Source organism: Spartinivicinus ruber, assembly GCF_011009015.1.
Taxonomy (GTDB): Bacteria; Pseudomonadota; Gammaproteobacteria; order Pseudomonadales; family Zooshikellaceae; genus Spartinivicinus; species Spartinivicinus ruber.
Window position 1 is genome coordinate 937,612 of record NZ_CP048878.1, and the last position, 13,667, is coordinate 951,278.

Here is a 13,667-nt window from a genome sequence, read left to right on the forward strand (position 1 = left end):
TTTAAAAGTTGCTAGTAATGGCTCGGTTTTGTTTGCTTTATCTGCTTTTTTAGTATTAAAGTACTATGTTGCTGGACTGAAACTCTATGATCCTAAGAGTTAAAATTTTATATAAAAATAAGTTTGTGTTTACTGTTATTTTTAATGTTTTTAATGAGGTGAATAGGTATTAATTGATACTTTTTAATATTGAATCATCCTAAAGTTACACTTCGGGCAACAGCTCAGCCACTTCCGCTTGATCTACCTTACGGGTATTAAAGTACAACATGGTAGTTGCCAAGCTGCTATGGTCCGCCAGTTGTTGTACTTTATGAGGCTCAGCACCGTTTAAGAGTAAATGGGTGATCATGGTGGCCCGCATCCCCCAATGAAAGGGTTTAATCGCAGGCAACCCACATTCCTTACAGAGTTTGGTCGCAAACTTCGAGATATCACTTTTATCGGCATACCAGGGTTGGCCTTTACCGTTATCTAAAAAATACCGCTCTTGTGGTGGACGAGTGGCTAAGTCGGCCATTAAAAAACTGAATAAGTGCTGGTTAATTGGTTTATTTGGCCACTTCAGTTTTTTAGGTTTCCAGTCTAATTCCAGGTTATCCTGAATTCGGATTAACTTACTGTCTAAATCAATCCACTCTAATTTCATCGCCCATATGGCCCCAATGCGCAGTAATGATTGGGTGGCCATCTTATAGGCCCGTAGCATGTTAGCTAAGTGACGATGTTCTCGGGTAGTCTGTGCATGGGTTAAGCGAGATTCAATATGCTTACCTAAGCGCTCCAGTAACTCAATATCGAGGGTTTCCATATCCTTCTGGGGTTGTACTGCCTTTTTTAATTGATGCCGCTTGTTAATGATCTCATGCTCATAGGCCCACATTAAAAACGCATTGAGCTGGCGCATATGGTAATTTTGAGTCGCCGCACTGAGGGTACCCCCATTGGGTGAGGGCATCGCCTGTAAATAATTAAAAAAGGTAATGTTATGGCGACGGCTAAACTGTCGTAGGACATGATTACCACAAGCGGCTAAATATAAATCGATGGTCCGCTTATAATTCCGGTAAGTCTTGGGGTTATTGGTGGCTAATATCTCAGCTAACCATTGTTTACCGGCATCCTTCACCGTCATTTTTTGTCGGATTAATGTTTGTTGTTTATCCTGGGCTTCTTGTTTTAATTGGTCATGCCGTATAGCCTTTTCCTTTGTCACATACAGCGCTTGCAGTCTTTTAATGCGTTCCTCGTTTTTCATGCCCCGCAATTCATCGACTTTACATAACCGCCGTCTTAACCCTCGTTTTGATGCCTGAAAACCAATCTCCGCATCATGGGGGAACTCCCCGATAAAATGTTCCCCCTGAATAAATACTTTCTGTCTTGCCATTACAACTTGCCACTACGCCATATGACTTTAGCGATTAAATTAATTTGTTGGTGCTGATCAGGGTGCAATTCAACATTCTTATACGCACTGTTATCGGTGATTAACTCAATTGACCCATCAATTTCGTACGCCAACCGCCGTATCATCACCACCCCATTCGCTTCCAGTAAAAACAGCCCATTGGATTTACTGAATTTCTTGGTGGCTAACACCGTATCTTCGGGGTGTAAGGTGGGTGACATGGCATCGTCTGGCACATCAAAACGCACCAAATCATCATTGGAGGCTTTCAATGCGTAGAGTAGGGTAGTGCTGAACGCCATATCATCATGAGGGTGGCCTTTCACATCATCAATAAAACACAAGGTGCTGGATACAAAGGGCAACTGGTCATGATTAGCGGAGCCTTCTCCAGTGAGTAACCAGTGTGCATTGATCTGCGCCGCCGTCGCAATCTGCTCAATCCGTTTCACGGTCGGCTTGGAATGGCCGGCTGAATAGCGGTTCAGCTGAGACGTTGAAATCCCTGATAACTTCGATAATTCCAAGGTGCCCACCTTATCCTGCACATAGCGAATCCGCTGTTCTAGCGTGCTGGGCATAGCAATAGCTGTGGATGACATGACCGATGAGTCCTTTTTTGTTGATGGTTTATAGTTGTTGACAGACCCTCTTTGTGCGTTAATATGATTCTAAGAGGGTTGGTTGACGTAATTATACCTGTTTTTACCTACTTTAACGGAATTTACCCATTTCCTTCTTAAAAATTAAAACATAAAAGGAGCGGATATGCGAATGGATATAAGCAAGGATGAGCTTTTTACGCAGGAAGAACTCTGCGACAAGCTCAAGGTGACCCGCCAAACATTCCATAAGTACAAGAAGAAAGGCCTAGTGCCCCCTCACATTGAGGTGTTAGGGCGCGAGCGTTACCCAGTCAATATCGTCAATGAGTGGTTAAAGCAAAACAACCCCTCATTGGACATGACTGGCCCGATAGACGAGTCACTGATCAACGTGGCGCAAATAGACAGTGTGTTTAAAGACGAATAATAAGGAAGGTAAGTCAATGGTCGAACAAAAAAAGCTAGACGCCATCATCCAGCGTCTAACCCAAGATCAAGAATTTCGTTTTCAATTAAACCAAACCAAGCGTTACTTTGAAAAGGGGGTATGCCCAAATTGTCGTAAACGTTCAGTGTTTATTTCCTATCGTAATCCCTATCAACTGAAGTGTAATCATGAGAACAAATGCGGTTGGCAACAAACAACTTTTGAGCGCTACCGGGACAGCTTAGGGGATAGCAGTGATATAGCCCCACCCACGGAAGAAGACCCGAATGCCACCGCTAAATTTTTTCTTAATAACCGGGGCTTTGATATTGCAAAATTGTCTGGTTGGTATGAACAACACCGTCCCCGCTTTTTAGTGGATAGCAACACCCAACAGTATCTGTATGCCAGTACGGTGCGTTTCTATTTAGATGCTGAAAGAACTCGCTGGTGGGAACGGCTGTTAGACAATACCGCCATCCGTAGGCTCAATAAAAAAGCCCACTTCGGGGGTAAACGCAAAGCTGATGGTAGTTTATACCGTAATGATGGTTGGACTCCACCAGGCCAACAGATAAACCCCAAAGACACGGTATTTATTGTTGAGGGAATCTTTCATGCCATTGCGTTTTATTTAACAGGTAAAAAAGCCATCGCGGCGTTTAGCTGTAAAAACTTACCTAATGAACTGATTAACCAACATAAACAAGACCAAATACATTGGGTGTTGGCTTATGACGATGATAAAGCTGGACGAAATGCAGCATTAAAATATTACCAGCAATTAAAACAACAAAAACAATCGGTGTGTATTGCCTTAACCGGCAATGAAGATCTGGATTGGGATGACTGCTATCAACGACAAAAGCTCACGGATGACTTTATCGAGGACTGTATTAGTCGGGGTAATATTTTTAAGGCTAAAACCCCGGAAGAACGAGCTTATTATTGTTATCTACAAAAGCCGATTAAACATCGGGTGTTTGAATTTAATAATAAAGTCTACAGTGCCAAGGTCAGTGATAAACTCAATGAAGAATTAGAAGAGGGCGATATTGCGATTGATTCACGGGAAGGGCGCAGTAAGTTCTATGGCAATGTTAATCTACGGGAAATCAGTAATTGTTACCCCGAATTCTTATACATCGAACAAAATGCTTTAACTCAGGAGCAAAAATACTTTTTTCTGGTCAAGCACGCCAAGCAGAATGCCCCGCAAAAAGTACCGTTAGACGGGCAATCACTGGAATCCCCCAGCAGTTTTAATAAAGCCTTATTAGCCAGAACGGCCGGCGGAACCTTTGACGGTGCTCATTACGAACTAAAAAAACTCAGGGATCAGTGGTTTAGCCGCCAGGTGCATTATGTGAGGACGGTGGATTATATCGGTTATGACCGGGAATCAGGCATTTATATTTTTGATCAGTTTGGGTTTTATCAAGGGCAATTACTCCGTTACAACGAGTTTGATTTTATTACCGCGAATCAACATAAACTCAAAACCAACGTCAAAAATTACCAGGTAAAACTACAACCGCAGTTTGAGCCTAGCTGGTTTAATGACTTCGTGACCTGTTTTGATTTAAATGGCGTAGCCGCGTTAGCGTTTTGGTTTGGGACTTTATTTGCCGAACAAATCCGCGCCGAGTTTGAATCCTGGCCCTTTTTAGAATTAACCGGGGAGCATGGCGCGGGTAAATCCACCTTGCTGGAATTCTTATGGCGGTTAGTGGGTATTGAAAACTATGAAGGGTTTGACCCGGTAAAAGCCACCCCAGCCAGCCGGGCGCGTAATTTTATGCGGGTCAGTAATTTGCCGGTGGTATTAATCGAAGGGGATCGGGAAAACGATAAAGCCAAACAGCGTAGTTTTGATTTAGAGGAATTAAAAACGGCGTTTAATGGCCGGGGGATTCGGGCAATTGGGGTAAAAACTCAAGGCTCAGAAACTATTGAACCACCTTTTAGAGCGGCAGTGGTGATAGCCCAAAATGCCCAGGTAGACGGCACCAAAGCCCTGTTATCGCGGATAGTGTATTTGCATTGCACCAAAGAGCACCATACGCCAGAAACACGACAGATCGCGACTAACTTGCACCGGATGGGCAGTGATGAATTAGCCGGGTTTTTATTTCAAGCGTTGTTAAAAGAGCGAGGGATATTACAGGCTTTTAGGCAAGCCTACCCAGAATATTCAGAACGCTTGTCGCAGGCTAAACAAATCCAGGAATACCGGGTAATCCAGGTGCATGCCAAAGTGTTAGCCGCTGCAAAGGCTTTACAGCAGGTCATTCCCCAGTTGGATAACGCCTTATTAGAAAGGCTGTATCAGCATCTTTATAAAAGGGCTGTGTATCAAGACCAACGCTTAGGGGGAGATCACCCGACAGTAGAGTTGTTTTGGGAGCTGTATGACCTACTCAACGAGGCAGAAGAGCAACAACCGGGAATGGTTGGCCCGAATATCGTTACCCGGCAACGACTTAACCATAGCTTGGATAGCCGCGTGATTGCGATCAACCTCAATGAGTTTAATCAGCTTTGCCAAACCGCACGGGTAGAAACCATTACCACCCGGGAATTAAAAGCCGTCTTACCCAACTCACAACGCCATCAATTTATCAAACAAGCAGCGATTAAAAGTGCCATCACTGGCAAAGGTAAGTGGTGTTGGTTATTCAGCAAAGGAGCACAGTAATAAGAATGCAATACTTTTATTTAATCCCTTATTTTCAAAAAGTAGGGTGTGTATCGGAAAAACCTGACTTTCATGACCACGCCCAAAAAGTACCGAAAAACCTAACTAAAACAGAAGCTTATAGTAAACCTAAAAACCTGACTTTTACCTGACCAAAACCTGATTAGTCAGGTTGTTACTGAAGGCTTAATAGTCTTGTTTGGTCATGAATATAAAGCTAAGAAAATCAATTAGTTATGGAAAATGGTTAGGAATGGTCATGAAAATTCCATGACCCTAAAACCCTATAGAAAACAGTAAGTTACAAACGAAAATCGGCCAGGTCATGAAGGTCAGGTTTTTCCGATACCTGGGTCGAGCAAACCGCTAAAACAATGAAAAAGGACCTTTGATGAACAAAAAAGATACAACGAGTGAAGACTATAAGTTGGCCTGCCTAGCACGGCACTTACTCAAACAGGATAAGACCACCATTAGCACCTTTATGAGTAAGCAAACCCCTGCCATGCAAGTGGCAATGAAAGAGCGGATGCGCCAGGAACTCACCCGGCAAGTATTGGCTTTACCGGTTGCACAACGGGCGGTGTATATGAAGGGATTACCCCAAGCACTGCGACACGACATCAGTCGTCGGTTGGCTGAGCAGTATAACAGTCAGGTATTACCAACACAGACAACAACCAACCAGGAATAAAGAAGGGAGTGTTATGGAAATGACCCGTTCGGCCACAGACTTTCGAGTGGCTTGTTTATTACCGTATCTGGTCCGTAAAAAACCAGGGAGCATCCGAAGCTATATCAATAAGCAACCACCCGCGATGCGAACGTATTTAAAAGAGCAAATTTATCGAGAAGTGATGGCATTAAGCCCTGCACAACGGGCGGTGTATATGCAACGGTTACCGCGCTTTCTTAAATACTACATCGGTCGTCGAATCGCGGCTGAGTATCTACCCGGTAAGACATTGATTATTAATCAATAACAGGAACTACTCACTAACAACAAGGAGAAACCATGCTTTTTAAACTCTGTGCGAAGCTACGGCCTAGCTCTAAATACTATGAACAAGGACTCGATCGAAACGGTCAACCTCGACTCATGCAGGTGACCCAAATCGAAAAGGATTTAAATGGCTATCACTTTTGGTGCTTAGGGCCTTTGGTCAGTGATTGCTACCGTCGGGAAGACCTGGAATTTTACGCCTGTGGCAATCAAGGCATAAAGGTAGTGCAATTAAGTTAAAACCAGGCCCTTATCCGATCGCCACAATCCTATAAGGGCCCTGACAACCAACAAACGTTGCTCTTTTAGTGTAAAAGCCTGTCACTGAAGGAGCAACCTAACGTAAATCATCCGGCTTTTTTTTGGTAACGCCTAAAGGTGTGTTTTTCTTATTTATTATTTTTGCCCATGTTTTCCTCGAATGCTACAACACATTTCAAGTGGATGTAGACCGAAAAATATGACATCTAATATTTATAAATACTCAGCTTCTGTTGTATAAAATAAAAGTGAGTGATCGCCTTTAGATGTTATCATTTAAGTCCGTATTGACTATTTGAATACAGTATTAGAGCATCGACTTGGCGCCATTTTTATATGGAGTATTTCAGTTATTATAAGGAGAAATATATGAAAGAATTATCATTAATGGCAGGTTTGGTTTTAGTAGCAACTTCCGTTTATGCAAATGATCAAAACTTAGCCTCGAATTTAGAAGTACACATGGATACAGATGCAAGTGTTATTGTTATATTGAGTATACCAAATACAACAATGACACTAGTTAATGCGAGTGCTTTTGCATTTGGTGACAATACTGATAACGTAACTTTCAGCTGGGATTCTAATGGAGACAATGTATTTGACGATGCTAAAGGTAGTTTTGTAAATTTTGATTATACTATAAATGGTGCGGCGGAAGCATTTGATGATAAAAGCAACCTTCCCAAATTATCTGTAAAAGCTACGGCAACCGATGGGACTACAGCAACAATTTCAAGGGTTCCGTTTAACTTGTGTATTGAGCGGCGTGATTATTACTTAGAACGATATAATATATGTATGTCAACTGATTCCAGAGGACATGACTACTGTGTTGCTTGGATGGGGTGCTGGGGAACGGTTTCTGGAAATATTAAATATCCCTTTCATTAAGCTTTGAATTGAAGCATGATCACTTGCGCGCCATTCCTGATTTAGGGATGGCTTTTGAAGCAAACAAGAGCTATCACAATAAACAACTGTCTTTACTAATACGCTATGTAAATTATCAAGCCTTAGAACGTGTTTTAAAAATAGTGAATGCATACCGTTTAGCCATTAACCTATCTTACTTCAGCGAATCAAAGTTAATACTTGCTTTTACACTATAAATCAAAATCCCACCCTCACATGAGATGACTCATAGATTGCAAACCAAACATTATTTGAGTGAGTTCTACATTTTTTTATTGTTAAAACATGTTCTAAGGGCCCTGACAACCAGCAACCTAGCGTAAGTCATCTGGCTTTTTTTTCTGCCGATACCCCGCTATTTTATTATCCCGATTATCTTGGCGTAGTGATTCAATTAAACGCACCACGGATTGTTGTTGTTCCTTCGTTAAACCCTTTAAAAAATACCACTCATCGCCGGTCAGTAGCCAATCCGTTGATAATGATAATAAATCACAGATGTGGATAAGGTGAGTGACTTTAATTTCTTTACCTTGTCGCCAGTGTGATACGGCAGTGGAAGAGACTTTGATTTTTTGGGCCAAATCTTTATTCGAAATTTCCCGAGTGCGCATGGCTTTCGTTAAGCGTTGGCCGCGTCTTTTATCTATATACATATTATTTTACTTCTCTTTACGGCATGTTAAGTAATACTTAATTTCACCCCTCAATCAGTAAGGAGCACTTCATGGTTGAGACTACATTTAAGACAACAGTTGTGATATATATATCACTTGAAAATAAATAATAATTATCGCGCGGCTAAGCGCGAAGACCTATATTGTTGAGCGCTATTTCCTCCTGTTGAAATAGTGGAAATTGAATCATCCATACAACCTCATTAATCATCAGTACCGAAAGGAGTACAACGGAATGCCTGTAATGGACGATATAACACAATTAACAAATGAACTTGAAAAATATAAAATGGAAAACCAACAATACCGGGAGCAGCTTACCCGGAATTATTTTCGATTATTGATCTTTCAATCATTATTTTCTGATATCCCGCCGGATGAAGACTGCAAAATCGTCAGTCGGCCAGAGGCACAAGGCTTATGTTACTGCCTGAATGATGCCATGAACGATTGTAAAACGTAATCGAAAAAAGTGGAGACCTTAACGGGTCTCTGCTAACGCTTTAGTGATCGCTTGCTTTTTTTGTTTAGGTAATTCCCGAATAAATTCAATCACTATTTGGTCCATAAGTTTCGCCGGTGGGCTTAATGTATGGCTAAAGGCCAGTTTCATCACGAAGGAATGGCTGCAATGCACATTGGTACATTGACAATATAAATCCGAGACTTCCTTACTGAGACTGGCGCGTGACTTAATAATCGCTTTTCTTTCACAGCTGGGGCAGATAACCCGCATCGGAAAATCCCCCTGTTTATTGTTCGATTCCATTAAACCTGTAGTATACCATAAACTGTCATAAGGTGTTGATAAATAATAAAAAAATCATAAATCAAAGTGAATAGCTGCTGTACTTAAATAATCGTTGAGCTGTAAAAAAATTTCCGATAATGGACGAATTTCATTATCTGTATACACCAGAGAAATTTTTTCAATATCCCCAAAGCCACCGGTATTTTCTGGCATAATCCCCGCCAACGCCGGCGGCATTCGCCAGGCACTGATAATGTCATTGCGGCTAATATTTTTAATTCGCTCGAATTCATCTTTGGTGGCAATATCCCCGACCGGGATAATTTTGACGGAATGCTCTGTGCCACCTGGGATATGGAGAAACAAACTCCGAAAATTCCCCACCCCTTTCGAGCGTTGGATTTTCTCTTGCAAGACGTCTTTGCTTTCCGGGGATAAACCCGGGTCATTGGTATAAAAGATAAATCCCGCATGGGCGCCATTATTGTAATAACGGCGGCGGAATAACGTGGAAGCCTCATTCAATAAAATAGAATGCATGGCACTGAAATACTCGGGTAACCCATATAACTGTTGACACACGTCGTATTCCATCAATCGGATAATTTCCCCTTTTTTAAACCAAGTAACGGTCTGATCCGGTTGCACCCATACATAGCGATCTGGCTGCACCCCTTGGCGGATATTAATCGCTGGCACATGTTGTAATCGAATTGTTTGCTTAAACGGATTTAATACCCGCTTAAAATAACAATGGCCAAACACCAGAAAGTCATAGCAGGCGCGATGTAAATCAGCGCGATGTAATCTGTCGGTTGGCACATAATGCTTGACCAACATATTACGCTTAAACCCCGCACATGCCCCGTGGTGGGGATTAGCCCGTAACAATTTGGCTAACCCGGTTTGACTAACAGGGGGCTCGTAATACTCCCCATTGGGTTGGATAAATACCCCTAACCGGTCGTGTAAGTGATCCATCAACACCGATTCTGGTTCCCCAAAACTAAACACCGTCAAGTCTTGGGGCGGTGTTGGGGTTTTAATTGATGCAACAGATGGGGTCGATTTTTTGCGCATATTAATTAATCCTCAAAGGCCCAGGTCGAGGTCTGTTGATACTCGGTATTAATCGGCTCATTAAATAAAGCGTGTAAAATGGCAAAGGCCACATCCGCATGGCCGGTTTCTTGAGTGCGGTTAGCGCTATAAGTCATTTGGCCACTGGGGGTCGTGGTTTGTTTAATGGTCAAAAAGGCATGGGGAATATCGGTCATCTCAATATCCCAGGCTATCCGATTTTTACGGACCACATCCAAGCCTTTTAACACCAACTGGTTTTTGCTATCGACGCTGTAATGAATGGCTTGGGTATTGGGAAAAAAGCCTTTCACTAACTCATAGACGCCGCGACCAATCCCGGTAATATCAATGCCAATGTACTGCACATTAAACCGCTGAGTGAGGGCTTTAATTTGCTGGGCTTGATAAGAAAAGTCTGCGTTATACCACTGGTGTTTTTCCAATACCCGAAACCGGTCGCCATATTCCGGGTCAGGGGGCGCCATTACCACACAGGTGGCCGCGTCCTGGGTACGACTGGGATCAAAGCCAATCCACACCGTTTTGTCGCCAAATGGCCGGCTATGGTGGGGCTCAAAATCCAGCCACAAGGTGCGATCAGAACAACACTGCTCAAGCTCATTTAACTTGAAGACACTTTGTTTATCATCAATAAACTGACACATCAGCAAGTTATTGAATTCATCCTCGGAATATTCCAAGCGCAATTGGTCAAGATCAAATAAATCACAGCCGCCGGTGATAGCATCTTCAATGGTAATGATTTGCCGGTATTGGCCATCGGGACATAAGGCCCCCTCACTTAATTCGGCCTGGCTGGGAAATTCAATGTCTTTATTTTGCTTTTTAAAGGCTTCCCCCATCCAGAACGGGTAAGCCTCATGGCCCATCGCACTGGGTGTGGAAAAATACGTCTTGCGCCAATCTTTTTGCATGGCCATACCCGAGGCCACCGAATTAATCTTTTTAAACTTGGGTATCCAGAAATACTCATCGGTGTACACATGGCCGTGATAACTTTGGGCGGTGCTGGCATTCGTAGAAACAAAGCGCAATTCAGCCCCATTGCTTAACACAATGGGATCACCTTTTAATTCAATATCAAACCATGTCTTTGCAAACTGGGTAATGTAACTGCGAAAGACTTCGGCCTGGGAACGGCTGGCCGATAAAAAGATTTGGTTATCACCGGTTAACACCGCATCTTCGAATGCTTCCCCAGCAAAATAATAGGTCAGGCCAATTTGCCGGCTTTTTAAAATATTGCGAATCCGGTTTAGCTGACGATTGCTTTTCACCTCACGTAATGCCCGCTGGTAATCAAATAATTGGCTAACAAACTTCTCTTCAAAATCCTGGGCAGTTAAGCTACTGATATCATTTTTAATCGATTTACGCTTTTTACGGGGCTTATCGGATCGATGACTAGGCAATGAATTATCGGCTAAAGCTGTCTGTGATAACTCGGCACAGGCTTTATTCTTTTGCAGCTTAGCCAACTGGCTAACCAGCCGGTCCATTTCGTTAAGTTCGCGATCGGTTTTAGCTTCTCGGACTGATAAAATAATTAGCCGCCGGGCTAAGGCCGATTCTGCCGTTTCGCTTTGGATTAAATCGGTCCAGCCTTCTTGCGCCGCCCAATAATAAATAATCCGTTTCGATGCAATGCCCAATTGTTTGGCAATTTCCGGCACCTTGTGTCGTTGTAAATACAACTGTTTGGCTTGTTGTTTGAGGTCGTCTGAATATTTCATGCCTTAATCATAAAAGGCTATTCACAAAAAATAAGCGGGTTTTATTGCGCATTTTTCCTAAACTACCCACCGTAGGAAAATCCCGTAAATCAAGCCGTTGCTCCTGATAAAAACCCTGATTATCTTTAAAACCACCACCACGCCACAATTGAAAAACGTAAGAGAAAACGAATATGCCAACAATCACGGATTGGCTTTGTATCATGAAAAGCGGCCCGACAGTGGATGGGCGCACCATTGAGGCCCAGGCCATTTTGGATATGGCGGCTGCCTATAATCCGGCAGAATACACCGCGTTGTTATGGTATGAACATTTTCGTTTTTACGGCAATTTTGGTCAGGTGGTTGAATTAAAAACCGAAGTGGATGATCAAGACCGACAGTGTTTATTCGCCAAAATAAAACCCAATAAACGGTTATATGAATTAAACGAACAGCAACAACAATTATTTTTTTCCGGGGAAATTCTGCCCAACTTTGCGAATACGGGTAAAGCCTATTTATTGGGCCTGGCCATTACCGACCAACCCGCCAGTGTGGGCACCTCACAATTACACTTCAGTCACCGCCGCCAATCGGCCGACAGTTATTTTAGTCAACCCATTCAGTGGTGTGTTGACGACATGAGCGAACAACCCGGCTTATTCAGTCGCTGGTTTAGTAAACCCAAAGACACCCAGGAACAGGGCAACCCGATGGATAAAGAGCAATTTAATCAAATGCTGGAAAACCAGCAAAAACAAACGGAGGCGATCACCCAGCTGACGACGACGCTAGCTAAACTACATACGTCGTCTGAGGAAGAGGGTGATAATAAAAACACACCGGCTGACAATAATCCCCCGGCAGATAAAAACACGCCACCGGAAAATAATACTGATAATACGACTGGTGTATCAGCCGAAGATTTTAATGGATTAAAAACCGCGATTGAACACTTAAGCCAACAATTCACCGAGCTAAGCCAGCAAGCCGTACCAGGCACTCAAACCCCAGCAGGCGAAGGCCCTGCTGATGAACACATTGAGGTGTTGTAATGCGCAGCGATACCCGAGAATTATTTACAACGTTAAAAACCAATATGGCTGCCACCTATGGGGTGGATGATGTGGCCGAGCAATTTAATGTGACACCATCGGTTGAGCAAAAATTGCATGACGCGATTGTAGACAGTAACCCTTTTTTACAAAAAATTAATGTGGTGCCGGTGGATGAATTGCAGGGTGAAAAAGTCTTTTTAGGTGTCAGCGGTTCGGTCACCGGACGCACGAATGTCAAAGAAAAAGACCGTGAACCCCGCAATGTGGCCCAACTGGATAATGATGGTTACCAGTTGTATGAAACGGATTCCGATGTCTGTTTAACCTATGCCCAAGTGGATACCTGGGCCAAGTTTAAAGATTTTAGCGCTCGCTACAGTAAAGCCGTCCAACATCAAATTGGGGTGGATCGAGTTAAAGTCGGTTGGTACGGCAAAGAAGTAGCCACCGAAACCAATCCTGATGACAACCCGTTATTAGAGGATGTGAATAAAGGCTGGTTGCAAATCATGCGGGAGAAAAAGCCCGGGCAAATCCTCCATAAGTCGGATAATAAACCCATTGTGCTAGGGGACGATTACCCGAACTTGGACGCCTTGGTGGTGGATTTACGTTATTTAATTAATCCCATTTTTCAGGGTGACCCGGATTTAGTGGCGTTATTGGGCAGTGATTTATTAGGCCATTACCATATGCGCTTATACCAGGCTCATGGTGAAACCCCCTCCGAAAAACAAAAAATTGAAGGGCAACAGGTGATTCAAACCATTGGCGGATTACCGGCGTTTAATTTTCCGGGGATGCCCCAACGGTTAGCCATGGTCACCAGCTTTTCTAATTTATCCCTTTATGTGCAACGGGGCTCCTGGCGTAAACAAGTCATTGATAATCCCAAGCGGAAGCGGGTAGAGGATTACAACTCACGCAATGAAGGCTATGTGGTGGAGCAGTACGAAAAAGTCAGCTTTGTGGAACCTGCCGAACTGAAATTTAAAGGTGAAACCTAATGTTAAGTTTGGCGATGCAGCAACGGCAACGGTTA

At 43.1% G+C, this 13,667-nt stretch carries 16 protein-coding genes; 9 read left to right on the forward strand and 7 right to left on the reverse strand.

Annotated features, from left to right (window positions below):
* Window positions 1–205: 205 nt before the first annotated feature.
* Window positions 206–1,390, reverse strand: a complete 1,185-nt coding sequence (locus tag G4Y78_RS04265) for a tyrosine-type recombinase/integrase (RefSeq protein WP_163831852.1) — start codon at window positions 1,388–1,390, stop codon at window positions 206–208.
* Entirely contained in the window at window positions 1,390–2,013 is a 624-nt protein-coding gene (locus G4Y78_RS04270; protein WP_163831853.1) for an XRE family transcriptional regulator, read from the reverse strand. Before G4Y78_RS04270 ends, G4Y78_RS04265 begins: the two co-directional genes overlap by 1 nt.
* 166 nt (window positions 2,014–2,179) lie before the next feature.
* Between G4Y78_RS04270 and G4Y78_RS04275 the strand changes: the two genes are divergently transcribed.
* From G4Y78_RS04275 to G4Y78_RS04300, 6 genes are all read left to right on the forward strand, one after another.
* Window positions 2,180–2,443: a helix-turn-helix transcriptional regulator gene (locus G4Y78_RS04275; RefSeq protein WP_163831854.1), complete on the forward strand. Its 264-nt coding sequence runs from the start codon at window positions 2,180–2,182 to the stop codon at window positions 2,441–2,443.
* 16 nt (window positions 2,444–2,459) lie between these two features.
* Entirely contained in the window at window positions 2,460–5,141 is a 2,682-nt protein-coding gene (locus G4Y78_RS04280; RefSeq protein WP_163831855.1) for a toprim domain-containing protein, read from the forward strand.
* 391 nt (window positions 5,142–5,532) lie between these two features.
* Complete coding sequence (locus G4Y78_RS04285; protein ID WP_163831856.1) at window positions 5,533–5,835, forward strand: hypothetical protein; 303 nt, start codon at window positions 5,533–5,535, stop codon at window positions 5,833–5,835.
* A 13-nt stretch (window positions 5,836–5,848) separates the two neighbouring features.
* Window positions 5,849–6,124, forward strand: coding sequence for a hypothetical protein (locus G4Y78_RS04290; protein WP_163831857.1), 276 nt, complete (start codon window positions 5,849–5,851; stop codon window positions 6,122–6,124).
* Window positions 6,125–6,156: 32 nt separating this feature from the next.
* Window positions 6,157–6,384 carry a hypothetical protein gene (locus G4Y78_RS04295; RefSeq protein WP_163831858.1) on the forward strand — a complete coding sequence of 76 codons (228 nt, stop codon included), beginning with the start codon at window positions 6,157–6,159 and terminating at the stop codon, window positions 6,382–6,384.
* A gap of 390 nt (window positions 6,385–6,774) precedes the next feature.
* Complete coding sequence (locus tag G4Y78_RS04300) at window positions 6,775–7,299, forward strand: hypothetical protein (protein WP_163831859.1); 525 nt, start codon at window positions 6,775–6,777, stop codon at window positions 7,297–7,299.
* A 335-nt stretch (window positions 7,300–7,634) separates the two neighbouring features.
* On the opposite strand, the gene G4Y78_RS04305 is transcribed toward G4Y78_RS04300, so the two are convergent.
* Complete coding sequence (locus tag G4Y78_RS04305; protein WP_163831860.1) at window positions 7,635–7,976, reverse strand: helix-turn-helix domain-containing protein; 342 nt, start codon at window positions 7,974–7,976, stop codon at window positions 7,635–7,637.
* Between the two features lie 256 nt (window positions 7,977–8,232).
* Here G4Y78_RS04305 and G4Y78_RS04310 point away from each other — a divergent pair, with 256 nt between their 5' ends.
* Complete coding sequence (locus G4Y78_RS04310; RefSeq protein ID WP_163831861.1) at window positions 8,233–8,460, forward strand: hypothetical protein; 228 nt, start codon at window positions 8,233–8,235, stop codon at window positions 8,458–8,460.
* Window positions 8,461–8,478: 18 nt separating this feature from the next.
* On the opposite strand, the gene G4Y78_RS04315 is transcribed toward G4Y78_RS04310, so the two are convergent.
* From G4Y78_RS04315 to G4Y78_RS04330, 4 genes are read right to left on the reverse strand one after another with little or no spacing between them, the layout of a single operon-like run.
* Entirely contained in the window at window positions 8,479–8,766 is a 288-nt protein-coding gene (locus tag G4Y78_RS04315) for an ogr/Delta-like zinc finger family protein (RefSeq protein WP_230425697.1), read from the reverse strand.
* A 54-nt stretch (window positions 8,767–8,820) separates the two neighbouring features.
* A complete protein-coding gene (locus G4Y78_RS04320; RefSeq protein WP_163831862.1) occupies window positions 8,821–9,828 on the reverse strand; it encodes a phage portal protein in 1,008 nt (335 codons plus the stop codon).
* A gap of 5 nt (window positions 9,829–9,833) precedes the next feature.
* Window positions 9,834–11,585, reverse strand: coding sequence for a terminase large subunit domain-containing protein (locus G4Y78_RS04325; protein WP_163831863.1), 1,752 nt, complete (start codon window positions 11,583–11,585; stop codon window positions 9,834–9,836).
* 7 nt (window positions 11,586–11,592) lie between these two features.
* Window positions 11,593–11,790 (reverse strand): hypothetical protein, encoded by a 198-nt coding sequence (locus G4Y78_RS04330; protein ID WP_163831864.1) that lies wholly within the window; start codon window positions 11,788–11,790, stop codon window positions 11,593–11,595.
* Here G4Y78_RS04330 and G4Y78_RS04335 point away from each other — a divergent pair.
* On the forward strand, window positions 11,789–12,622 hold the full coding sequence (locus G4Y78_RS04335; protein WP_163831865.1) for a GPO family capsid scaffolding protein: 834 nt from the start codon (window positions 11,789–11,791) through the stop codon (window positions 12,620–12,622). The genes G4Y78_RS04330 and G4Y78_RS04335 overlap by 2 nt on opposite strands.
* On the forward strand, window positions 12,622–13,632 hold the full coding sequence (locus G4Y78_RS04340) for a phage major capsid protein, P2 family (RefSeq protein ID WP_163831866.1): 1,011 nt from the start codon (window positions 12,622–12,624) through the stop codon (window positions 13,630–13,632). Before G4Y78_RS04335 ends, G4Y78_RS04340 begins: the two co-directional genes overlap by 1 nt.
* The last annotated feature ends 35 nt before the right edge of the window (window positions 13,633–13,667 follow it).